Below are 23743 nucleotides of genomic sequence, written 5' to 3' on the forward strand. Positions count from 1 at the left end.
CGCAATTTCAGACTCCCGACAAGCCTTAATATTATACCAAAATTACCATGCGCAATCGGTTGACGACTGCCCTATTGCGTTGCAGCAATAGCGGTCATGACCAGTCTCCCGCCGATCGCCAACAATGCCGACATCCGATTCCTGGGCTCCCAGCTGGGTGACGTGATCCGCCGCTATGGTGGCGACGCGCTGTTCGAGGCGACGGAGGCGATCCGCCGGGCCTCGGTCGATCGCTATCGCGGACTGGGCGAGGACGGCTCGGTCGACCTGCAACTGGAACGCCTCGCACTCGACGAGACGTTGGATTTCGTGCGCGGCTTCATGCTGTTTTCCATGCTCGCCAATCTGGCCGAGGATCGGCAGGGCATTGCGCGCGAGCCCGGCACCGACATGGCCCAGGTGCTGGAGACGCTGGCCGACAAGGGCATCGACCGCGACGCGGCGATGGCGTTGCTCGCCGAGGCATTGGTCGTGCCCGTGCTGACCGCGCACCCGACCGAGGTGCGGCGCAAGAGCATGATCGACCATCGCAACCGCATCGCCGAACTGCTGGCGATGCGCGATGCGGGCCGCGACGTGACGCCCGATGGCGACGAGGTCGAGGCCGCGATCGGCCGCCAGATCGCGCTGCTCTGGCAGACCCGCGTGCTGCGCCGCGAGCGGCTCTATGTCACCGACGAGGTGGAGACGGCGCTGTCTTACCTACGCGACGTATTCCTGCCGGTGCTGCCCGCTTTGTACCAGCGTTGGGACAAGGCGTTCGGGACGCGCGTACCCGCCTTCCTGCGCCCCGGTTCGTGGATCGGCGGCGACCGCGACGGCAATCCCTTCGTCACCGCCGAGTCGCTGACCACCGCACTCGCGCAGGCGGCGGATGCGGTGCTGACCCATTATTGCGAGGCGGTGCACGCGCTGGGGGCCGAGCTGTCCATCTCGACCGAACATGCCGAGGTGGACGAGGCGGTATTGGCGCTGGCCGAGGCGAGCGGCGACGAGGCCCTGAGCCGATCGGATGAGCCCTATCGCCGCGCGCTGTCGGGCATTTACGCGCGCCTCGCCGCGACGCACCAGAAACTGACCGGCAAGACCCCGCCCCGCCCCGGCCGCCTCACCGGCGAGCCCTATCCCGATCCCAAGGGCTTACGCACCGACCTGGTCGCGATCGCGCGGGGGTTGGCGGCCCAAGGCGACGGTGCGCTGGCCAGTGGCGGGGCGCTCGGGCGGCTGATCCGTGCGGTCGAGACGTTCGGCTTCCACCTCGCCACGCTCGACCTGCGACAGAATTCGGCGGTGCATGAGCGCGTCGTCGCCGAGCTGCTGAAGGTCGCGGGCGTCGAAGCGGATTATCTGGCGTTGGACGAGGATGCCCGCATCGCGCTGCTCCGTCGCGAACTCGCCAATGCCCGGCCGCTCGTCAGCCGCTATGCCGACTATTCGGACGAGACCCGCTCCGAACTGGCGATCGTCCAGGCCGCCGCCGATGCCCATGCCACCTATGGGCCGAAGTGCATCACCAATTACATCGTGTCGATGGGCAAGTCGGTGTCCGACCTGCTGGAGATCAACCTTCTCCTGAAGGAGTTCGGCCTCTACCGCCCCGGCACGCCCGCCACCGCCGCGATCATGGCGGTGCCCTTGTTCGAGACGATCGAGGATCTGGAGGCGGGGCCGGAGATCATGCGCGCCTATTTCGCGCTGCCCGAAATCGCCGCGATCGTCCGCGCGCGGGGCCATCAGGAGGTGATGATCGGCTATTCGGATTCGAACAAGGATGGCGGTTATCTCACCTCCACCTGGTCGCTGTCCAAGGCGTCGAGCGCCTTCCGTCCGGTCTTCGACGAGGCGGGCGTTCGGATGCAGCTGTTCCACGGGCGGGGGGGGGCCGTGGGGCGCGGCGGCGGCAGCGCCTTCGCCGCGATCCGTGCCCAGCCGCACGGCACGGTGCAGGGCCGTATCCGCATCACCGAACAGGGCGAGGTGATCGCGGGCAAATATGGCACGCGCGACTCGGCGCTGACCAATTTGGAAGCCATGGCCTCGGCCACGCTGCTCGCCAGCCTGGAGCCGGACCAGCTCTCGGTGGCCGACACCGCGCGCTTCACCACCGCGATGGAGGCGTTGTCGGCGACCGCCTTCACCACCTATCGCGACCTGGTCTATGGCACCGAGGGCTTCCGCACCTTTTTCCGCCAGATGACGCCGATCGCCGAAATCGCGGGGCTGAAGATCGGCAGCCGCCCGGCCAGCCGCAAGAAATCCGACGCGATCGAGGATTTGCGCGCCATCCCCTGGGTGTTCAGCTGGGCACAGGCGCGGGTCATGCTGCCCGGCTGGTTCGGGGTCGGCACCGCGATCGCGAATTTCGAGGACAAGGCGCTGCTCGCCGACATGGCCAGGAACTGGCCGTTCTTCGCCGCGACACTCGCCAATATGGAGATGGTGCTGGCCAAGTCGGATATCGGCATCGCGCGGCGCTACGCCGGACTGGTCGAGGACGAGAGGCTGCGTGACGCGATCTTCGGGCGCATCCATGACGGCTGGCACCGCGCGCGCGACGGGTTGCTGGGGGTGACCGGCCAGACGCGGCTGCTGTCCGACAACCCCGCGCTGGAGGCGTCGATCCGCCTGCGCCTTCCCTATATCGAGCCGCTCAACCTGCTGCAGATCGAACTGATGAAGCGCCACCGCGCGGGCGAGGACGATCCGCGCATCGGCGAGGGCATCCTGTTGTCGATCAACGGCATCGCCACGGCCCTTAGGAATAGCGGGTAAGCCTCATGTCGGATTTCGTCGTTCATTATGAAGGCGGCCTGCGCTGCCATGTTGCCCATCCCGACAATGGCGCGGTGCTGGTCATGGATGCGTCGCAGGCGCTGGGCGGACGGGGCGAGCATTTCTCGCCCAGCGACCTGCTGTCGGTGTCGCTGGGCGGCTGCGTGCTCAGCATCATGGCGATGGCGGGGCAGGTCGCCGGGCTGGACCTGGCCGGTGCGACCGCGACCGTCACCAAGGAAATGGGCAACGCCCCGCGCCGGATCACGACGCTGGGCGTGACGGTGCGGGTGCCGGGGCGGTACGATGCAGCGCAACGCAAAAGGCTGGAAGCGGCGGCGGCGGCCTGTCCTGTCCATGCGGTCCTGGGGATCGATGCGCCGATTGCCATCGTCTGGGACGAAGACCAACCTTCGTGATTCCTCCCCCTGCACGGAGAGGAATTTAGAGCGCGATGACGTCAGTTTGACCCAGTCCGTCATTGCGAGCGTAGCGAAGCAATCCAGTGTCCGGGCAAGACGCTCTGGATTGCTTCGCTACGCTCGCAATGACGATTCCAGCTCATGTCATCCTTCTCTAGTGCCCGACCTGCCGCGCTTCCTCGGCGGTGAAGCCCTCGACCATCGCGCGGAAGGTCGCTTCCGCCACGTCCGGGTCCACCCCCGTCGTCGTCGCCTTGGCCCGGATGCGCGTCAGAATCTGGCGGATGCGCGCCTCGTCGCGGACGGTCGCGGCGGAAGTCTTGAAGCGGCCAGCCTGCGCGACATAGCGCGACCGCTCGGCCATCAGGCGCAGGATCTGGTCGTCGATCCGGTCGATATTGGTCCGCACCTCGCCCAGATTCTGACAGCAGGGCGTCCGCGCCAGCGCGGGCGCGGCCAACAAGGCGGCAGGAAGCACGAAGCAGGATAGCGACAGGCGCATTCGGCGTCTCCGACACGGCATGATATCGGGACCGATACGGCCATATACCGCCCCCAGCCAGTGACATTGCCGTCACCTGTCACCGGGTTACGCCGCCCGGTCGCGCTCGGCCTTGGCCATCACCGCGGCCATCGCCCGATCGTTCGGCGAAGGCGACGCCGCCAGCCCTTCGATGACGCCATGCCGGTTCGGCGCCGGGTGGTGCTGCGCGATCTTCCACACCCCCTCCAGCCGCGCGACACGCAACGTCAGGCCGACGATGCCGCGCTGCAAACCGGTGATGAAGTCCGGGGGTGCATCCTCGATCGACCAGGGTTCCGCCTGTCCGGCCTCGCGCGCATCGGTCAGCCGCGCCAGATGCGCCGCCAGCCAGCCGGGATCGCGCGTGACGGACAGGACACCATGCGCCTGGACCACGACATAATTCCAGGTCGGCACGACCTTCCCATGGGTCCGCTTGGTCGGATACCAGCCGGGATGGACATAGGCGTGCGGCCCCTGAAAGATCGCCAGCGCCGCCGTATCGTCCTCGGCCAGCCGCCACAGGGGATTGGCGAGCGCGACATGCCCCTCAAGCACCCAGGCCGCGCCATCGCGGACCGCCAGCATCGGCAGCGACACTGCCTCGGGCGCGCCGTCCCGGACGACGATCAGCGATGCCAGCCCGATCTCCGCCACCGCATCGAGCAGCACCTCCGCCCGCGTCTCGCGAAAGGCCCGCGGTGGATAGCTCATGCCAGCGCCAGTGTCGGCTCGCCGCGTTCGTGCGCCAGCAGCCACTGCTTGATCGCCAGCCCACCCGCAAAGCCGGTGAGCGTGCCATTCGCGCCGATCACCCGGTGACACGGTGTGACGATCGACAGCGGATTACGGCCATTGGCCGCCCCCACCGCGCGCGACGCGCCGGGCCGCCCGATCGCGGCGGCGAGCGCGGCATAGCTGCGCGTCTCGCCATAAGGGATGGCGTTGAGCCCGGTCCACACGGCCTTCTGAAAATCGGTGCCGACGGGGTCGAGCGGCAGGTCGAAATCGCGCCGCCCGCCGTGGAAATAGTCGGTCAGCTGGCGCACCGCTTCGGCCAATATGGCATGCGCCGGATCGCTCTGCCGCTCGGGCAGGGGCACCCGCCCCACGCGCTCCTCGGCCCAGAGGATCGCGCGCAAGCCCTGCTCGCTCGCCACAAGGGTCAGCTCGCCCACCGGCGAGGCCATGGTGCATTCGCTCAACATGGACCAAGCCTAGCCCAACCGGGGCGAGGATGCGTCCCGCTTCTTGCGGTCAAAGCCGAAAGAAGGGCGCGGCGATCTCGGGCGTGACGCGCAGCAGGCGGCCGGTGGCGCGGTCGATCAAGGCCCAGGTCGTCACCGCCTCTACCTTGACCTGTCCGTCCGCGCCCAGAAAGCGGACATGACGGTTGAAGCGCGCGCCCTTGGGCGGGTCGGGCACCCAGGTTTCGGCCGTCACCGTCTCGCCCGCCACGACATTGCCGCGATAGTCGATCTCGTGGCGGGTCACGACCCAGACATGGGCGGCGGCATGCTCAGGGGGCACGACGGCCTCCCAATGCGCGCCCGCGATCGCCTGAATCCACTGGACCCAGACGGCGTTGTTCACATGGCCCAGCTCGTCGATATGCTCGGGGAGGGCGGTGAAGTTCAGCGTGAAACGGCTCATGCCTGTTCGTTCGATTCCCTGTATCTCTGCCACACCGCACGAACGCCCCAGCCGATCGCAGCGGCGACCATGACCAGCGCCGCCGCCATCAGGATATGGCGCAAGGACGGGCGATAGCGCGCGGCAAGTTCCTGAAACGCCTCGCCGAACAGATAACCGATGCCGATGAAGATCGACGCCCAACATGCGGCGGATGCGGCGTTGACCACGACGAACAGCCGGGTCGACACCTTGCTGGTCCCGATCGCGACCGGGCTGATCGTGCGCAGGCCGTAGAGGAAGCGAAAGGCGAAGATGAAGCCGATCGGATAGCGCTCCATCATCTTGGTCACCCGCGCATAGACACGCCGCTTGCGCAATTTGCCGACCCAGCGCCCGTCCCGCGATCGACGCCCGATGGTGAAGAAGATCTGGTCAGCGATGAACGACCCGATCGCGGCGGCGAGCAACGCAGTCGGCCAGCCGACCAGCCCCTGATGCGCCAGGATGCCACCGGTGACAACCGCAGTCTCCCCCTCCAGCCCCGCGCCCAGCGCGATCGCCGCCACCCCGTAGCGCGCGACGATCGCCTCGATACTCAGGATTCCACTCCCATCTGCCACAGGATGAAGGCGTGCTCCTCCGCCCCCTCACGCAGGGACTCGAAGCGGCCCGACTTGCCGCCATGGCCCGCGCCCATGTTCGTCTTGAGCAGCAGCAGGTTGTTATCGGTCTTGGTCGCGCGCAATTTGGCGGCCCATTTCGCGGGCTCCCAATAGGTGACGCGCGGATCGTTCAGCCCGCCCGAGATGAACATCGGCGGATAGGCTTGGGGCCGGACATTGTCATAGGGGCTGTAGCTGCGGATCAGCTCGAACGCCTTTGCATCCTCGATCGGGTTGCCCCATTCGGGCCACTCGCCCGGCGTCAGCGGCAGTTCGGCATCCATCATGGTGTTGAGCACATCGACGAAGGGTACATCGGCGATCACCGCACCCCACAGCTCGGGATCGGAATTGACCACCGCCCCCATCAGCTCGCCGCCCGCCGAGCGGCCCGCGATGGCGATCTGGCCCGCTTTCGTCCAGCCGCCCTCGACCAGTCCCTTCGCCACGTCGACGAAATCATGGAAGGTGTTGGTCCGCTTCTCCAGCTTGCCGTCCAGATACCATTGCTGGCCCAGATCGTCGCCGCCGCGGATATGCGCGATGGCATAGGCGAAACCACGATCGAGCAGGCTCATCCGCCCGGTCGAGAAGCCCGGCGGGATCGCATAGCCGTACGCGCCGTAAGCATAGAGGAACAGCTTGCCCGACCCGTCGCGCGGGAAGTCCTTCGGATAGACGATCGACACCGGCACCATCGTCCCGTCGCGCGCAGCGATCTTCAGCCGCTCGGTGCGGTACTTGTCCGCATCATAGCCCGAGGGGATGTCCTGGACCTTCAGCACGGTCAGCCCGCCGGTCGCCACGTCATAATCATAGACGGTGCCCGGCGTGACCATCGACTCATAGCCCAGGCGCAGGACCGACACGTCGTACTCGGGATTGTCGCCAAGGCCCGCCGTATAGCTCGCCTCGGGAAATTCGATCCGCTGCGGCACGGTCGGCGTGTCGTAGCGGTGGATGGCGATACGGTCCAAACCGTCCTCGCGCCCCTCGACCACGAAGAAGTCCTTATAGCATTCCACCCCGGTCATGTAGAAATGCGGGTTCGGGCCGATCAGCTCGTGCCAGTCGCCGGGATTGTCGATCGAGGCGGTGCACAGGCGGAATTGCGGGTCCACGTCATTGGTGTGGATGAACAGCGTGCCGTCATGCTCGTCCACGTCGTACTCGCGGCCTTCCTTGCGGGGCGCGACGAGGATCGGTTCGGCAAAGACGTTATCGGCGGGCAGCAGCCGCACCTCGCTGGTGACGTGATCGCCGGTCGCGATCACGATCCAGTTGCGCGCCGAGGTCTCGGCGACGGCGACGCGGTAGCCTTCGTCATCCTCGTGGAACAGCTCGACATCGTCCGCGACCGGCGTGCCCAGCCGATGGAATCGGGCATTGTCGGTGCGCCACTGCGCATTCGCCACGCCGTAGAGAAAGCCGCTATCGTCGGCGACCCAGACGATCTCCGACAACATGCCCGGAATCACCTCCGGCAGATGTTCGCCGGTGGTCAGGTCCTTGATCCGCACCTCGAAGCGTTCGGAACCATTGTCGTCGATCGCATAGGCCAGATAGCGGCCGTTGTTGCTGATCGAAAACGCGCCCAGCCGGAAATATTCCTTGCCCTCGGCCAGCGCCGGTTCGTCGAGCAGCAGTTCGTCGGGGCCGCCCGCAACGGGCTTGCGCCACCATTTGCGATACTGGCCGCCGGTTTCGAACCCAGTCCAGTAGATCCAGTCGCCGTCCTTTTGGGGAACCGAGGATTCGTCCTCCTTGATCCGCCCCTTCATCTCTTCATACAGCCGGTCGATCAGCGGCTGGCGGGGGGCCATGACGGCCTCGAAATACGCATTCTCCGCCTCGACATAGGCGAGAACGTCCTTGTCCTCGACCTCCGGGTAAGCGGGGTCCTTCAGCCAGGCATAGGGATCGGTGATGGTGATCCCGTGCGCGGTGAAGCTGTGGGGACGGATCTGGGCAATGGGCGGCGTCGGCGCGGCGGGTTCGGTCATCGCCCGGATGTAGCTAGGCTTTGCCCCCGCCGGAAGGGGTGGAGGTCAGGCTATTTCCATCCATCGGCCAGCGTCCAGCGATCCCGCCAGTGCAGCACCGGCGTCTCCCCCTCCCACGCGACCGGCAACCACACATAGCGCCCGTCGATTGCATTTTCCGGCCGCCAGCGATCGGCCATGAAGATGAAGCGCGGCTCAGCGCCCGGCCGCTCGGGCGGCAGCGGCAGGACGAAGGTCGATTGCGAGTAGAAGGTCGTCTTCCGGTCGACCTCGCTCCCGCGCACCGGATTGCCCAGCGAGCGCCACGGCCCCGTGACCTTATCGGCGACATAGACCCGCCCCGGATTGGGCCGCCAGCCGGTCAGGCCGGAGGCGAACATGTAATAACGCCCCTTGGCCTTGAAGAGCGCGGGCGCCTCGTTCCCGCCATCGGGCAGCGCGCGGACATAATAGCCATCATGGGCCGTCCAGTCGGGGGCCAGCCGCGCGATCTGGAGCGTGGCATTCTCCTCGGACGCATAGACATGCCAGGCGGTGTCGCCATCGACGAAGACCGTCATGTCGCGCGCCATCTGGCCGCCGGGAAAGTCGCGCGCCAGCGTGGTGCCCGGCGCCTTGTCCTCGGCCGTGGCATTGGCGGGCCAAATGCCCGGATTGACCCGGCCCGCCCGCAGGAAGCGGAACGGTCCCTGCGGCCGGTCGGCGACCGCGACGCCCGCCTGTGCCGCGCCATAGCCCCGCCCCTTCAGCTCCAGATGGAACCACATCACGAATTTGCCGGTGCGGCGGTTATAGACGACCTTGGGCCGCTCCAGGATGCAGCCGCGCGTGATCGGACTGTCGGGATCGTCCGATACCGGCAGCGCGATGCCCTCGTCGCGCCAGTTCACCAGATCGGCCGAGCTATAGGCATGGACGCCGACCAGCGCGGTATTGCCCGCCTCGCCCGCCGTCTTGTGCTCGCCATGCCACCACCAGCGTCCACCATGGCGCAGCAGGCCGCCGCCATGCGCATTGATCGCGACGCCGCTGGTATCGTTCCACACCTCGCCGGGGTGAAACGCATCGGGCTCTGCCGCGCGTCCCGTGCCGCCGATCAGCGCCGCCGCGCCAGCGCCTATCAGGATGCTTCGCCGGTCGATCATCATGCACACCCCTCCCACGTCACGCCTTCGATCGTATATCGTCTGACAAGTGGATCAAGCCCCGACAGGCTCGACGCTGTGCGGGCGGGGGGCTAGACCGGCCGTGTTTCCTATTGCTGTCAGGCCGTACCATGTCCCATTCCGCCCGCCTTGCCGCCCTTCGCGCCCAACTGGCCGCCCAAGACCTCGACGGTTTCGTCGTGCCGCTGACCGACGAGCATATGAGCGAATATGTCGGCGACTATGCACAGCGCCTTGGCTGGCTGACCGGCTTTGGCGGCTCGGCGGGCACAGCGGTCGTGCTGGCGGACAAGGCGGCAATCTTCACCGACGGGCGCTACACGCTGCAGGTGCGCGAGCAGGTGTCGGGCGACGACTATGCCTATATTCCGGTGCCGCAGGACAGCGTGGCGGGCTGGCTGGGTCGCGAGACGGCGGCGGGGCAGCGGATCGGCTACGACCCGTGGCTGCACACGCGCCAGCAGGTCGCCGACATGGCCGCCGCACTCGCCGATCGCGAGGCCGAATTGGTCGCGGTCACGGTCAACCCCATCGACGCGGTCTGGACCGACCGCCCCGCCCCCTCCCCTGCCGTGCTGACGGTACAGGACGATGCGGTGGCGGGCGAAAGCTCGGCCGCCAAGCGCGCGCGGATCGGCGAGTGGCTGGCCGAGCAGCGCGCCGATGCGGTGGTGCTGTCGGCGCTCGATTCGATCGCCTGGGCGCTCAACGTGCGCGGTACGGACGTCGCGCACACGCCGGTCGCGCTCTCCTATGCGATCGTCCATGCCGATGGCGAGACCGACCTGTTCGTCGCACCCGAAAAGATCACGCCCGAGGTGCGCGCCCATCTGGGCAATGCGGTGCGGCTGCATGATCGCGCGGCATTCGAGGGCTATCTCACCGGCTTTGCGGGTAAGCGCGTGGTCGCCGATCCCGAACGCGCGGTCGCCGCGATCGCCCAAGCACTGGAGGCGGGCGGGGCCAAGGTGCTGGCGCTTCGCGATCCGGTGGTGCTGACCAAGGCGATCAAGAACCCCGCCGAAGTCGCCGGACACCGCGCCGCCTCGGTGCGCGACGGCGCGGCGATGGTGCGCTTCCTGCGCTGGGTCGAGAGCGAATGCCCCAAGGGCGGGCAGACCGAATTGTCCGCCGCCGCGCAACTGCTGGCGTGCCGTGAGGCGACGGGGCTGCTCAAGGACACCAGCTTCTCGACCATCTCGGCGACCGGCGCGCACGGTGCCAGCCCGCATTATCATGTCACCGAGGAATCGAACGCGGCGATCGAGCCGGGCCAGCTGTTCCTGATCGACTCCGGCGGACAGTATCAGGACGGCACCACCGACATCACGCGCGTCATGCCGATCGGCGCGCCTACGGACGAGATGCGCGACCGCTTTACCCGTGTGCTGAAGGGGCATATCGGGCTGGCCACCGCGGTCTTCCCGGACGGGACGCTGGGCGGGCATCTGGACTCGCTGGCGCGGCGCCCGCTTTGGGAGGTCGGGCTGGATTATGCGCATGGCACCGGCCACGGCGTGGGTGCGTATCTGTCGGTGCATGAGGGACCGCAGCGCATCGCCGCCCCCAACTATCCCGGCGGCGCGGCGATGGAGCCGCTGCGCGCGGGCATGATGCTGTCCAACGAGCCGGGCTATTACAAGGCGGGCGAATATGGCATCCGCATCGAGAACCTCGTGCTGGTCGAGCCGCGCGAAATCGCGGGCGCGGATCGCGCCATGCTGGGCTTCGAGACGCTGACCCTGTGCCCGATCGAGCGGACGCTGATCATTCCCGAGTTGCTGACGGCGGAGGAGCGTGGGTGGCTCAACGCCTATCATGCGCGGGTGGCGGAGGTTCTGGCGCCGGAATTGGAGGGCGCGGATCGCGACTGGTTGCTGGAGAAGTGCGCGGCGATCTGATTTTTTCACGCGAAGCCGCGAGGACGCGAAGAAGGAAGAAGGTTTGTTCGCGCGGAGGCGCGGAGACGCGGAGGTGTCTCGCCCGCCGCGCCAGCGGCCCTCTTACCTCAGACGCTGACGAATAGAGGGCGCTGCGCGCGGCTTACCTTCTCTGCGTCCTCTGCGCCTCTGCGCGAACAAACCTTCTTCTCCGCGCCTCCGCGTCTCCGCGCGAAATCAATCTTCGCGTCATCGCGGCTTCGCGTGAACGCAAAAGCGCCGCGCGGGAACAGCCTCCCACGCGGCGCTTTGCGCGCCTCACACGACACGGAAACTGGACCCCGGCCTTCGCCGGGGAACAGTTAGCGCCCGAGCAGCACCCGCGCCTGCCCCGCGATCTGGGCCAGCATCGCGGCATTGGGCTGGGCCGCCAGACGCGCCCGGTCGATCACCGCCTTGAACTGGCCGACCCGCGCCGCATTGCGTTCCAGCCAGGCCTCGACCGCCGCTTCGGGATCGGTCGCGCCCGCACGGCCCAGGAAGTCGAGCCGCTGCTGCTGGAAATCGCGCGCCAAGCCAGCGATCAACAGGCGTTCCCACGGATCGCTGGGGCTGATCCGCGCCGCCTGGCCCTGCGCCCAGTCGAGGCCCAGCGCCTGACCCAGACGGGTAAAGGCATGGGTCAGGCGCGTCTCGTCCAGCGACAGCCGCTGGCCCAGATCGGCCAGTCCCACCGCGCCGTCGAGTTCGGACACGCGCACCACCTGTGCCGCGAGGTCGGAAGGTGCCCCCGCTTCTTCCAGCGCGGCGACGACGCGCGCGCTCTGCGCCTTGGCCTCGTCGCGCAGCAAAGCAGGCGTTTCCGCCGCCAGCCGCTCGATCCCCGGCTGCAACCGCTCCAGCGCCGCGCCGGGCGAGGTGCCCGCGGGCATGGCGCGCAACAGGTCGGCGATCTGCGACCGCGTGGCGCGCGCCACCTCGTCGAACAGCGCAATCCGCGCCGCCTCGGGCATCGCCGCCGTCTCGATCGCCGTCCAGAGCGCGGGCAGGTCGAACAGCCGCTCGACCACGACGAACATCGCCGCGATGTCGGCCATCGCCGCGCCTTCCTCTTCGGCCAGCTCGAACGGGTGGAGGATACCCATGCGGTTGACGATCCGGTTGGCCAGCTTGGTCGCGACGATCTCGCCACGCAGGCGATGCTGGTCGATCGCCTCGCCGAAAGCCTCCTGCATGGCGGGCGGGAAGGCCGCGTGCAGATCGGGGCGCAATTCGTCGTCGAGCGCCAGCGGGCTGGTCTCGATCGCGTCCTGCAGGGTCAGCTTGGCCGTCGCCAGCAGCACCGCCAGCTCGGGCCGGGTCAGCGCGATGCCGTCCTGCCCGCGCCGCAGCAGCACGTCGTTGCTGCCCAGCCCCTCGACCGCGCGGTCGAGCCGCCCGGCGCTCTCGAAGATTTCGATGACGCGGACATAGCTCGGCATCGCGCCCGCGCCGTCCGCCTCAGCGATCGACAGGCCCAGCGTCTGGAGCCGGTTATCCTCCAGCACGATATGCGCGACGTCATCGGTCATCGAGGCGAGCAGCGTGTTGCGGTCGCCCTCTGCCAGACGGCCCTCGATCATCTCGCGGTTGAGCGCGATCTTGATGTTGACCTCGTTATCCGAACAGTCGACGCCCGCCGAATTGTCGATGAAGTCGGTGTTGATCCGCCCGCCGCGCTCGGCAAAGGCGATGCGCGCCGCCTGGGTCACGCCCAGATTCGCACCCTCACCGATGGCGGTGACGCGCAGATCCTCGGCATCAACGCGCAGGCGGTCGTTCGCCGGATCGCCGACCTGGACATTATTCTCGGCCGCCGCCTTCACATAGGTGCCGATGCCGCCGAACCAGAGCAGATCGGCCGGGGCCTTCAGGATCGCCGAGATCAGTGCCGCCGGCTCCAGCGAGGTCGCGGTGATGCCCAAAGCCTCGCGGATTTCGTCCGACAGCGCAATCGTCTTGGCCGAACGCGGGAAGACGCCGCCGCCGGGCGAGATCAGGCTGGTGTCGTAATCCGCCCAGCTCGACCGGGGGAGCGCGAACATGCGCGCGCGCTCGTCCCAGCTGATCGCGGGATCGGGATTGGGGTCGAGGAAGATATGGCGATGGTCGAACGCGGCGACCAGCTTGATCGCCTTGGACAAGAGCATCCCGTTGCCGAACACGTCGCCCGACATGTCGCCGCAGCCGACGACGCGGATGGGTTGCGTCTGCACGTCGACGCCACGCTCGGCGAAGTGACGCTGCACCGACACCCAGGCGCCCTTGGCGGTGATGCCCATCGCCTTGTGGTCATAGCCCTGGCTACCCCCGGAGGCGAAGGCATCGCCCAGCCAGAAGCCGCGTTCCAGCGCCAGCGCATTGGCGACGTCAGAGAAGGTCGCGGTGCCCTTGTCGGCGGCGACCACGAAATAGGGGTCCTCGCCGTCCAGCACGCGCACGCCGTCCGGGTGCACCACCGCGCCCTCGACGATATTGTCGGTGATCGACAGCAGCGCGCGGATGAACACGCGGTAGCTTTCCTTGCCCTCGGCGGCCCAGCCGTCACGGTCGGTAACGGGCGACGGCAGTTGCTTAGGATAGAAACCGCCCTTCGCGCCGGTCGGCACGATGACCGCGTTCTTCACCCGCTGCGCCTTCATCAGGCCCAGAATCTCGGTGCGGAAGTCGTCGCGGCGATCCGACCAGCGCAGGCCGCCACGCGCGACGGGTCCGGCGCGCAGATGGATGCCCTCGACACGGGGGCTGTAGACCCACACCTCGCGCCATGGCAGCGGCGCAGGGAGCCCCGGAATTTTGTGGCTGTCCAGCTTGAACGCCAGCGCTTCCTTACCCGCTTCGGCAAAGGCGTTGGTGCGCAGCGTGGCCGCGATCATGTCGCGGAAGCTGCGCAGGATACGGTCGTCGTCGATTGCCGACACCGCATCCAGCCCCGCCGCGATCGCGGCATCGGCGGCGGCGATATCGCCCTTCGCCTTCGGGTCATGCGCCGCCGTGAACCGCTCGATCAACGCGGTCGCCAGCTTCGGCGCGCGGCGCAGCGCATCGACCACGGTGGTCAGGCCGTATGGCAGACCCGCCTGGCGCAGATAGCGGAACCAGGCGCGGAACAGCACCACCGCCTGCGGGCTGAGCCCCACATCGACGATCAGGCGGTTAAACGCGTCATTCTCCGCCGCGCCCTCCAGCACGGCCGCGATCGCCCCCTCCAGCACCGCCGCACCCTTAGGCTCGGTGGTCGCCTCGGTCTCGACGATGAAGTCGTGGACGAAGGGATCGGAATCGTCGCGCAGCCGGGTCGGCAGCTCGCCGATCACGCGGAAGCCGAAATTCTCCAGCACCGGCACCGCGTCCGACAAGGGCAGCGCACCGTTCAGCTTGTAGATCTTCAGCTGGCGATCCTGCCCCGGCTGGACCGGGAAGAGGCGGACCGAACGGCTCGACTCGTTCTCCAGCGACGACAGCCGCAGAATGTCGGCGGCGGCTTCGGCCGCATCGCTGACATTGCGGTAATTGGTCGGGAAGCCATTGGCCCAGCGCAGGGCGAGGCGCGCCGCGCGGGGCGCGGGCACCTGCTCGGCCAGCGCCGCCTCGACATCGGGCATCCAGCCGCGCACCATCTTGCGCAGCCGTTCGGACAGCGCCGCCGTGTCGGGCAGGCGGCCATCCTGGCGCAGGTCGATGGTATAGCGGATCAGCGCGACGACGCCGTCCTCCAGCGCGATCGACCAGTTGAGCAGCGAGCCATTGGCCGCCTCGCCCAGCATGTCGCCGATCGCGACACGCCGCGCGGTGGTCAGCTCGTCGCGCGGCAACCAGACGAACGCGAACAGATGCCGCTGCAACACCGAGCGGATCAGCACCAGCTCGGGGCGCGGACGGTCGGCCAGCGACATGGCGGTCAGCGCCAGCTGCTCCAGCGCCTCGGCGGGGAACGCCGTCACCAAGTCATGCGGCAGCGCGGTCAGCGCATGGGTCAGCGCCTTGCCGGTATGACCGCGCGGGTCGAAGCCGAACTTGGCCTGCAGCGCGGCGAGGCGCGTGCGCAGCACCGGCACCTCATGCGGCGGGCTGGCCAGCGCGGCGCTGGTCCACAGCCCCGCATGGATCGACAGGCCGACGACGCGCCCCCCCTCGATCACCGGCACCAGCACCAGATCGAGCGGCACCGAGCGGTGGACGGTCGAGATCGCATTGGACTTGAGCAAGAGCGGCGCGGCACCGCCCTCGACGAAATAGTCCAGCGCGCGTTGGCGCGACGTGTCGGCGAGCAGCGGCACCTTATGCGGCGTGCGGGCGACGCCCAGCGCCGGGGCCTCACGGCCGTCCTCATACCATTTTTCATGGCCGAGCAGCGTCAGCTTGCCGTTCAGGAACCACAGTAGGAGTGCGGCGCCCTCACCATTCTTCTCGCCCAGCGTGGTCGCATCGGCGGCCAGCGCGTCCTGCAACCCGGACCAGTCGGCGACGGCGGCACGCACATCGGTCAACACGGCGCGTAAGTCATCGACCAGCCCACGCCGGTCACGCGCATCGGCGCGTTCCATTTCCAGATAGATGAAGGATTCGGGCCGACCGCCCGTGCCGATCGCCTGAAGCTGTCCCTCGGCATCGCGGGTGACGGGCAGGACGGGGTGAATCACCCGGTCGATCGCAATACCGTCCGCGCCGACCATCGCCGCGATCGAATCGACCAGGAAGGGCATGTCGTCATTGACGATGGCGAGGCGCATGCGGCGGTGCGTGTCGTCGCCCGACATCGGCTCCAGCGCGATCGACGGCTCGCCCGGCGCGCGCTGCTGGGCCACCCCCGCGACGAAGGCCGCCGCAGCAGCCACCTCCGCGGGGCCGAACCCCTGCAACTCCGCCGGAAGGGCGCCCTGGGTCAGCCGTGCGGCAATCGCGTCGGCCATCGGATGCGACATATTCGGTGCCATAGACGCAAAGTCCTAGGCCCGGCTTTCGCCCCGCTCAACCCTCTGACTCACGAGAAAAGATGTTGCGCCGCAGCGCAATTTTCATTGCGAGGCGCGCAATACCCTGTCGGCCAGCCGCGTATCGCCGACCACCGAACCGGTAATGGCAACGCTACCATCTTCCGCCACCTGCCCGACCAGCACGACCGGCGTGCCCGGCGCGGCTTGGGTCGGCCAGGGGATATGCGCGATCGGCGCCGGCCCGTCCTCGGCCTCGGTCGGCGATACGTTCCACAAAGCTGCGGCGGCACCGGGCGGCGGCACCTCCCCGTTCGCGGCCTGCGCTCCGATCAGCTCCGAATCGAGCGCCGCCTGGAGCAGCGGATCAGCCACTTCCTTCCAACTGACGACGCCGTGGATGAAATCGATCATCAGGCCATCGGACGAATAGGGCAGCAGGATACCGCGATAGAGCGTCATGCGCCCGCGCGCATTGACGAATTCGGCTTCGAACCCGGCCGGGACCTGATCGGTCAGGACATGGTCGAAATGCCGGGTCAGCCTGGACAGCAACGCACCCTGGGGCAGTTCGCTGATCCGCACCGGCCGCCGCGCCATCGCGCCTTCGTCGCGCAGCGCCTGACCGATATAGGCGATGGCGGGATCGATCCGATCGCCGCGAAAATCCAGCAGCACCGAATTGGCCGCGAAATCCCCGATCGCCTCGGTATCCAGCGCCCCGATCGCAGGAAACCGCGCATCGCCCAACAGCGAAACCCAGTGATGATAGGCCCGCGCATGCAGGCGCCGCTCCACCCCGCCCAAGCGCGACAAGGCATCCTCCGCCCCGCCCAGAGCCGGGTCGGCCGGTGCCGAAGGCCCGGCGGGTTGCTGCGGTTCGCGGTTCATGACTGTCTTCCTGGCCATGGCCCTGTCATGCCCAGACCATAGTTAACCACCCGTAAACGCCACCCCTTGGGATCACAAAGTCGCTTGCCAGCCCCCAACCGACCTGTTAAGCGCGCCCACCTGACCGGACACCAGCCGGTTCACGAGACGGGCCGCTTTAGCTCAGCTGGTAGAGCATCGCATTCGTAATGCGGGGGTCACAGGTTCGAGTCCTGTAAGCGGCACCACTTCCGGTCAAAACCGGGCACCATGGATATGGCGGCATCGTTGTCCCGCACGACCGCACTTTCCAGCGCCGCCTTGCTGCCCTGGATGTTGATGGTTTGGTTGTCGAGGCGGACGTTGTCGATCAGCAGCCGGACATAGGCTTTTCGCAGCGCCGGGTTTCCGTCTCTCAGTTGCTCGCTGATCAGCTTGCCGAACTTGGCGATCGTCTCCTCGCTGATGCGCTGCGGCCCTCGTTCAAGCTGGAGCGTCAGGCTACGCGCGCTGGCGTCCAATTGCGCGACGTTCTGACGGTGCTGGGTGAGCCGCTCGGCGAACAGCGGGTCTTTGGCCGACATCACGCCCTCTTCAAGCGCTTCCAGCAATCGGCGCATGCGCTTTTCCGCTTCGACCTTCTCCCGCCTGATACGCTCGAGGTCCTGGTGCCGCTGCGCATCCGCCGTATCGGATTTCTCGAGCACGGCCTGCAGCAATTCGATGAGCCGGTCGCGCTGGAGGATACGATCCGTCAGAACGGAGAGGACGATGCTGTCGAGCTCGTCCTGCCGGATCGCACGGGTTTCACAGCGCCCGGCACCGCCGGTCAGCTTGGCGTTGCAGGCATAGTAGATATACTGTCCGGACTTGCCGGTGCGGATCGTCATGCCGGCTCCGCAGTCGGGTGCGTTGCACTTCAGGATACCGGTCAGCAGCGTAGGGCCGTTGGTGACACGCGGCGGCGTCACCTTGGGGGCAGCCCTCGCACGGCGCGCCGCGACCTCAGCGATGATTTTGGGCGGAACGATTTCTGGACATGGCACGATGATGCTCTCTTCGATCGAGGGCTTTCGACCTTTGCTGTCGGCCGTTCTATCGAGATAATGGCCGCCGTAATGTTGACGGGTCAGGATGCCATCGACGCTGCTGTGAAAGAATTCGCGGCCACGCATCCGGTATCCCAAGGCGTTCAGATGCTGGGCGATCGCGCGTGTGCCCATCGGCGTGCCGTGGAGGCCGCTTCGCGCCAGATCATAGATCAGCCGAACGACGGCGGCTTCTTCCTCCACGATGAAGAGTTTGCGGCGTTCCTTGCGTCCTTCGACCACCACGGTGCGAGCCTGGTAGCCGAACGGCACCGGGCCGCCGTTGAAATATCCTGACTGTGCATTTCCGCGTCTATCGCGCCGCGTGAAGATCGATGAGTCCAGAGCGTGCTTCTCATTGAAGACGCCGAATAGGCCGCGCATGAGCTGACCATTGGCGTCTTCGCCAAACTCTTCGGTCAGCGAAATCAGCCGGACGCCAGCCTGCTCGAGCTTGTGCTCGCTGTTTACCTGCGTCAGCAGTCGCCTGGCAAAGCGTGACAAGGCGTAGACATAGATGATGTCCACCGGTCGCTCCGGCCCCGTCGCCTTGGCCATCATGGCGTCGAATTGAGGGCGACGGAGCTTGCGTCCGGAGACGTTCAGTTCCTGGAATATCTCGATCAATTCGACGTTGTCGCGTTTCGCCCTGTCTTTGATCGCGGCGATCTGAGCCACAATACTGGCATTGTTGCCGTCCTCGTCATCGTTGCTGACGCGGACATACCCATAGGCGCGCAGCGGCTCGCTCATGCTTTTTCATCCTAAAATTAATGCCCATGCCGCCCGGCAGCATTCTTATCTTCTTCGCTGAACATTTGGGTCAGGGCCTCGCCAAGCATGCTGACGATGAGATCGACCTCGCCGGGCAGAAGCCCGATCACAGGCGGAAGGTCGACGATGAACTCCCGCGGACACCCGGCTTCAGCCGTCCGAGCGGTCGCGTCTTTCGCAAGAGGAGGTGGCACCGGCGGCATGGTGACCGAGCGGTGCCATTCTTCTTAGATGTTTGCGGTCCACCTACCCTGAAATTCATCAAAAGCTTGTGGCATCATCATCAATCAATGTGCACGGCGCCCTTACAAAAAGACCCAATTGCCGACGCTCACGCCTATCGCTTCGCTTCCCGCTTACGGTCATTCGTTCATGACGCCGATGGCGACGCGGATCTGCTTCGCCACGTGATCCGCGGCCTTGCATGGACGAGACCGGTGCAGGTCGAGTAAATCCGCCTTGATGCTGCCGAAGCATGACATCTGTCACTATGTCGGCCGCACCAAGTGCGGCAGGAACTGAGCCTCATCGACGAGGTTAACAATGCTCCTGACTGCCTTGGCACTTGCCGCTGTCCTCGCGCCTGCCGCAGCTCCAACGTCCACGCCGGCGTCAGCTGTGGCTATCGCCCCGCAACACATCCGCGAAGGCGGCATGATCGCCGATCTCTATCGGGCGGCGCGCGCTGGCCGGGCACCTGCCATCCTGCTGCTCGGCGGGTCGGAAGGCGGCCTTGGCAAGGCGGCCGCCAACCAGGCAGCCGCGCTGGCAGCTCACGGTTATGTCGTGCTCCAGCTCTCGTATTTTGGCAGCCCGGGCCAGCCCGCTGCGCTGAAGTCGATCCCCATCGAAACCTTCACCCGCGCGCTCGACTGGTTGAAGGCGCAGCCCGGGGTCGCTGGCGATCGCATCGGCATCGTCGGCACGTCCAAGGGCGCCGAGGCGGCGTTGCTGGTCGCCGCGCGGCGCACCGATTTGAAGATCGCGGTGCTCGGCGTTCCATCCAGCGTCGTGTGGCCGGGTATCGACCGGGATGGGATCGTGACCGAAAGCTCATGGACCGAGGGGGCCAAACCGGTGCCCTTCACGCCTTACGGTTGGACGGGGGAATGGCGGGGCATCCATGCCTTGTACGCGGATGCGCTGGCCGATCCGGCGAAAGCCTCGCTCGGCGCCATCCCCGCCGAGCGGGCGCAGGCTGCCATCGTGATGGTGTGCGGCGAAGCCGATGGGCTGTGGCCGTCCTGCCCGATGGCGCGGGCGGTCGAAACACGGCTGCAGGCCGCCAACTATCGATACCCAGTCACCGTGCTTGCCTATCCCGACGCGGGCCATGCCGCATTCGGGCCGCCCGTCGACCCTGCGACTCAGCCGGCCGGCACGGCTGCGCCGCTCGGTGGCAGCGTCGCCGGCAACCGTGCCGCGCGGATCGACGGCTGGCCGAAAGTCCTTGCCGCGCTGGACGCCGCACTGACACCGGCGACCTTGCGATGAATGGCGGTCTGTCCGACGTCGCGCGATTGAACCGCGTGTCCAAACGCCTCGGTGGACGCAGCGTCCTCGCCGACCTCGATCTCGGCATCCGCCTCGGCGAGGTGACCGCGCTGCTCGGCGCGAACGGCGCGGGCAAGACGACGTCCGTATCGCTGCTGACCGGCCGTATCGTGCCGGATGCGGGCTCAGCGGAGATCTTCGGACTCGACCCACGGCGACCCGCCGCGCGCCGGCGGCTGGGTGTCATGCTGCAAAGCGCCGGCCTGCCCGACGTCCTGACGATCGCCGAGCTGTTGACGCTGCAATCAGGATATTATCCTGACCCGCGACCGCTGGACGAGACGCTGGCGCTCGCGGGCCTCGACGACCTCGCCGACCGCCGCTGCGCGGCACTGTCGGGCGGTCAGGCACGCCGCGTTCATTATGCGTTGGCGATCTGCGGCCGGCCCGACCTCCTCGTTCTCGACGAGCCCACCGCCGCTATGGACCGGGCCTCCGCCCGCGTGCTGTGGGGCACCGTACGCGCGCTGGCCGATAGCGGAACGGCGGTATTGTTGACCAGCCACGACCTCGCCGAAGCCGATGCACTCGCCGACCGCATCCTGGTGATGGACGCCGGCAAGATCGTTGCCGACGATACGCCTGCCGCGCTCAGGGCAAGAGCGGGGGGATCGGTGATCCGCTGCCGGAGCCGACTGACCTTGGAGCACGCCGCGTCGGCTCCCGCGGTCAGAGACGCTGGCATGGATGGGGCGGACCTGCACATCGTCACCGCGGATGCCGCGGCGACCGTGCGGGCGCTTCTCGAGGCGGATAGGACGCTCACCGATTTGCGTGTCGCCGATGCCACATTGGAGGACGCGATCGCCGCCCTGCTCTGCAACCCGCCGGAAAGGATCGCCGCATGACCGCAATCCTTGCTGCCCCGCACGGCGTTTGGCTGCGCGAAGCAATTGCCGAACTCAAGCGGACGTCGCGGCTGCCCCAGTTCCTCGTTCCGACCGTCCTGACCCCTGCCGCGTTCTACGGACTGTTCACCCTGGCGGTCGCGAGGTCACCCTCCCCCGACTATGCGCTGCAAACACTGGCGGGCTATGGCGTCTTCGCCGCGACCGGCCCAGCGCTGTTCGGCTTCGGTGCGGGCGTCGCCATGGAGCGCGAACAGGGACTGATCGAACTGAAGCGGGTCTCGCCGATGCCGGCCGGCGCCTATGTCGCGGCGAAGCTGGTCGCTGCCGTTGCCACAACGGCGCTGGCGCTGGTGCTGATCGACGCGTTGGCGATCATCGCGGGTGTCCGCTTGCCGGCAGCGACCTGGTCCGCGCTGACACTGCTGCATCTCGGCTCGGCTATCCCCTTTGCGCTGATCGGCTTCGGCATGGGCATGCGGATGAGCGGGAAGGGCGCGGTGGCGATGGCCAATGCCCTGTTCCTCGGCGGATCGGTGTTGGGTGGCCTGTGGATTCCGACCGTCATGCTGCCCGGATGGATGCGGTCGCTCGGCCAGCTGACGCCATCCTATCATCTCGGCCAGCTTGCACGCTGGATCGTCAACGTCGATACGCTTGGTACGGCAATGGGGCATGCAACGGCGGTGGCCGCCATGACGGGCGCGGGCATCGCCTGGGCCTGGAGCGGATGGCGGCGGAGCCCGGCTTGACCGGGCACCCAAACAAAGCCGACATGGGTACGATGCGTACCGCAGAACAACGATGGTGGGACGGGCCGTGGCCCTGGCTCGTCTACCTGGTGTTCCTGCCCCTCCCCTGGCTGTGGAAATGGCCTGACGCGAGGACGATCATTGCCTCGGCGCTGGGCGTCGTCGCGTTCCTGCCGCTCTATGTCGCAGCGCATCGCTGGCAGGGGCCAAGGCTGATTGCTGCCTGTGCCGCTATCACGGCCATCGGCATCGCCCTCGCCGCTTGGCCCGTGGGGTGGACCGTCTTTCCGATCTACGCCGCATCGGCGATGGGGCATGCCCGTCCGCGGCTCTGGGCAATCCTGGGTATCGCCGCCATCGCCGTAGCGACGACCGTGACTGGACTTGTGCTGATCCAGCCGACGTTGTGGTGGCTGCCTGGGACGCTGCTTGTCGTCATGACCGGCGGGGCGACGATCTCGCGCGAAGCCTTTTACGATCGCACCCAGGCCCTGCTCGCAACCCAAGAGGAGGTTCGCCGGCTTGCCGGTACAGCCGAGCGTGAGCGGATCACGCGCGATCTGCACGATGTCGTCGGCCGCACGCTGACGCTCGTGGCACTCAAGGCCGATCTTGCCGGGCGACTGCTCGACCGGGACGTGAAGGCGACGCGCGCGGAGGTCGAGGCGATCGCCGCCGCGGCGCGTGCTGGTCTCGCCGATGTTCGCGCGGCGCTGGCCGGGCAAGCTGGCGGCGGTCTGGCGCAGGAAGCGGCGGCATCGATCGCCGCGTTGCGAACGGCAGGCATCCAGCCGACCGTCGACGGGAACGCGGCCGACGTTCCGTCTAACGCGGGCGCGGTGTTGGCGATGACGTTGCGCGAGGCCGTCACCAACGTCATCCGTCACGCAGGCGCCCGGCATTGCAGGATCCATGTCGTCGCCGAGACCGATCACGCCCGCTTGATCGTCGAGGATGATGGCATCGGCTTGTCGGGCAGCGAGGGCACCGGGCTGATTGGGATGCGCCAGCGACTGATCGCCGCCGGCGGTGCCCTGCAACTGGGCGGTGCCCATCCTGGCACCCGCCTCGAGGCAATGGTGCCGGCATGACGTCCATTCGAATCGTCATCGCAGAGGATCAGGCTCTTGTCCTCGGCGCCATTGCAGCATTGCTGTCGCTCGAGCCGGACTTTGCGATCGTCGGCCGCGCGTCCGACGGCGATGCGGCGATCGCGATGGTGCGGGATCTCGCGCCAGACATATTGCTGACGGACATTGAGATGCCCGGTCAAACCGGCCTCGATCTTGCCAGGCGGCTGGCCGATGATCGATCGCGCACCGCCGTCGTCATCGTGACGACCTTCGCCCGGCCGGGTTACTTTGCCCGCGCACGCAGCGCCGGCGTGCGCGGCTATCTGCTGAAGGACGCGCCGGTCGACGACCTTGCTGCCGCGATACGGACGGTCGCGGCCGGCGGTCGCGCGATCCCCGCCGATCTCGCCGCGGCAGCCGGGGAGATTGGTCACGATCCGCTTACCGACCGTGAACGCGATACGTTGCGCCTCGCCGAAGAGGGCTTGTCGAACAAGGACATCGCCGATCGGCTCGGTCTGTCCCCAGGCACTGTCCGCAATTACCTCTCAGACGCGGCAGGGAAGCTAGGCGCTGCGAACCGCATCGAAGCGGGCCGCACGGCGCGGCGGAACGGATGGCTTTGACCCACTATCGGTCATTCGTCGCGGCCTGCCCGCTTCCCAACTCCGGTCGCCAATTCATCTCGGCGTCCGTATCGAAGCCGCATAGCTGGCCCCGCCGCACGGTCTGCCCGGTTTGCTCGCGG

General features: G+C 67.2%; 19 protein-coding genes and 1 tRNA gene. 10 read left to right on the plus strand and 10 right to left on the minus strand.

All coding sequences use genetic code 11. The features are described 5' to 3' along the window. The first annotated feature begins 96 nt into the window (after nucleotides 1-96). The gene (gene ppc, locus U1H82_RS12615) at nucleotides 97-2772 is read left to right on the plus strand and encodes a phosphoenolpyruvate carboxylase (RefSeq protein ID WP_322965301.1); all 2676 of its coding nucleotides are present in this window, start codon (nucleotides 97-99) and stop codon (nucleotides 2770-2772) included. Nucleotides 2773-2777: 5 nt separating this feature from the next. After that, a complete protein-coding gene (locus U1H82_RS12620; RefSeq protein ID WP_322965302.1) occupies nucleotides 2778-3191 on the plus strand; it encodes an OsmC family protein in 414 nt (137 codons plus the stop codon). A 157-nt stretch (nucleotides 3192-3348) separates the two neighbouring features. Here the strand turns inward: U1H82_RS12620 and U1H82_RS12625 are convergent, their stop codons facing one another. The 7 genes from U1H82_RS12625 to U1H82_RS12655 form a co-directional block, all read right to left on the minus strand. Next, nucleotides 3349-3696, minus strand: a complete 348-nt coding sequence (locus U1H82_RS12625) for a chorismate mutase (RefSeq protein ID WP_322965304.1) — start codon at nucleotides 3694-3696, stop codon at nucleotides 3349-3351. An 87-nt stretch (nucleotides 3697-3783) separates the two neighbouring features. After that, complete coding sequence (locus U1H82_RS12630; protein WP_322965305.1) at nucleotides 3784-4431, minus strand: FMN-binding negative transcriptional regulator; 648 nt, start codon at nucleotides 4429-4431, stop codon at nucleotides 3784-3786. Next, nucleotides 4428-4925: a methylated-DNA--[protein]-cysteine S-methyltransferase gene (locus tag U1H82_RS12635; RefSeq protein ID WP_322965306.1), complete on the minus strand. Its 498-nt coding sequence runs from the start codon at nucleotides 4923-4925 to the stop codon at nucleotides 4428-4430. The genes U1H82_RS12630 and U1H82_RS12635 overlap by 4 nt, the downstream gene beginning before the upstream one ends. A 49-nt stretch (nucleotides 4926-4974) precedes the next feature. Next, on the minus strand, nucleotides 4975-5370 hold the full coding sequence (locus U1H82_RS12640) for an acyl-CoA thioesterase (protein ID WP_322965307.1): 396 nt from the start codon (nucleotides 5368-5370) through the stop codon (nucleotides 4975-4977). Further along, nucleotides 5367-5972: a DedA family protein gene (locus U1H82_RS12645; protein WP_322965308.1), complete on the minus strand. Its 606-nt coding sequence runs from the start codon at nucleotides 5970-5972 to the stop codon at nucleotides 5367-5369. Before U1H82_RS12645 ends, U1H82_RS12640 begins: the two co-directional genes overlap by 4 nt. Then, nucleotides 5948-8017, minus strand: a complete 2070-nt coding sequence (locus tag U1H82_RS12650) for a S9 family peptidase (RefSeq protein WP_322965309.1) — start codon at nucleotides 8015-8017, stop codon at nucleotides 5948-5950. The genes U1H82_RS12645 and U1H82_RS12650 overlap by 25 nt, the downstream gene beginning before the upstream one ends. 50 nt (nucleotides 8018-8067) lie before the next feature. Further along, a complete protein-coding gene (locus U1H82_RS12655; RefSeq protein ID WP_322965310.1) occupies nucleotides 8068-9162 on the minus strand; it encodes a glycoside hydrolase family 43 protein in 1095 nt (364 codons plus the stop codon). Nucleotides 9163-9293: 131 nt separating this feature from the next. On the opposite strand from U1H82_RS12655, the gene U1H82_RS12660 reads away from it, so the two are divergent. Beyond that, on the plus strand, nucleotides 9294-11084 hold the full coding sequence (locus U1H82_RS12660) for a M24 family metallopeptidase (protein WP_322965311.1): 1791 nt from the start codon (nucleotides 9294-9296) through the stop codon (nucleotides 11082-11084). Between the two features lie 341 nt (nucleotides 11085-11425). Here the strand turns inward: U1H82_RS12660 and U1H82_RS12665 are convergent, their stop codons facing one another. Next, on the minus strand, nucleotides 11426-16027 hold the full coding sequence (locus tag U1H82_RS12665; RefSeq protein ID WP_322965312.1) for an NAD-glutamate dehydrogenase: 4602 nt from the start codon (nucleotides 16025-16027) through the stop codon (nucleotides 11426-11428). Between the two features lie 93 nt (nucleotides 16028-16120). Then, nucleotides 16121-16927, minus strand: coding sequence for a hypothetical protein (locus U1H82_RS12670; protein ID WP_322965313.1), 807 nt, complete (start codon nucleotides 16925-16927; stop codon nucleotides 16121-16123). 151 nt (nucleotides 16928-17078) lie between these two features. On the opposite strand from U1H82_RS12670, the gene U1H82_RS12675 reads away from it, so the two are divergent. Beyond that, nucleotides 17079-17154, plus strand: a tRNA-Thr gene (locus tag U1H82_RS12675). On the opposite strand, the gene U1H82_RS12680 is transcribed toward U1H82_RS12675, so the two are convergent. Further along, nucleotides 17125-18747 (minus strand): recombinase family protein, encoded by a 1623-nt coding sequence (locus U1H82_RS12680; RefSeq protein WP_322965314.1) that lies wholly within the window; start codon nucleotides 18745-18747, stop codon nucleotides 17125-17127. The genes U1H82_RS12675 and U1H82_RS12680 overlap by 30 nt on opposite strands. Nucleotides 18748-18773: 26 nt before the next feature. Between U1H82_RS12680 and U1H82_RS12685 the strand changes: the two genes are divergently transcribed. The 6 genes from U1H82_RS12685 to U1H82_RS12710 all read left to right on the plus strand — a co-directional run bounded on the left by U1H82_RS12685 (nucleotide 18774) and on the right by U1H82_RS12710 (nucleotide 23621). Further along, nucleotides 18774-19220: a hypothetical protein gene (locus tag U1H82_RS12685; protein ID WP_322965315.1), complete on the plus strand. Its 447-nt coding sequence runs from the start codon at nucleotides 18774-18776 to the stop codon at nucleotides 19218-19220. 202 nt (nucleotides 19221-19422) lie between these two features. Further along, complete coding sequence (locus U1H82_RS12690) at nucleotides 19423-20262, plus strand: acyl-CoA thioester hydrolase/BAAT C-terminal domain-containing protein (protein WP_322965316.1); 840 nt, start codon at nucleotides 19423-19425, stop codon at nucleotides 20260-20262. Next, entirely contained in the window at nucleotides 20259-21170 is a 912-nt protein-coding gene (locus U1H82_RS12695; RefSeq protein ID WP_322965317.1) for an ABC transporter ATP-binding protein, read from the plus strand. The genes U1H82_RS12690 and U1H82_RS12695 overlap by 4 nt, the downstream gene beginning before the upstream one ends. After that, nucleotides 21167-21922 (plus strand): ABC transporter permease, encoded by a 756-nt coding sequence (locus tag U1H82_RS12700; protein WP_322965318.1) that lies wholly within the window; start codon nucleotides 21167-21169, stop codon nucleotides 21920-21922. Before U1H82_RS12695 ends, U1H82_RS12700 begins: the two co-directional genes overlap by 4 nt. 23 nt (nucleotides 21923-21945) lie before the next feature. Then, complete coding sequence (locus U1H82_RS12705; RefSeq protein WP_322965319.1) at nucleotides 21946-23013, plus strand: sensor histidine kinase; 1068 nt, start codon at nucleotides 21946-21948, stop codon at nucleotides 23011-23013. Next, nucleotides 23010-23621, plus strand: a complete 612-nt coding sequence (locus U1H82_RS12710) for a response regulator transcription factor (protein ID WP_322965320.1) — start codon at nucleotides 23010-23012, stop codon at nucleotides 23619-23621. The genes U1H82_RS12705 and U1H82_RS12710 overlap by 4 nt, the downstream gene beginning before the upstream one ends. The last annotated feature ends 122 nt before the right edge of the window (nucleotides 23622-23743 follow it).

The sequence above is a fragment of the Sphingomonas fuzhouensis genome, assembly GCF_034659795.1.
Lineage (GTDB): Bacteria > Pseudomonadota > Alphaproteobacteria > Sphingomonadales > Sphingomonadaceae > Sphingomonas > Sphingomonas fuzhouensis.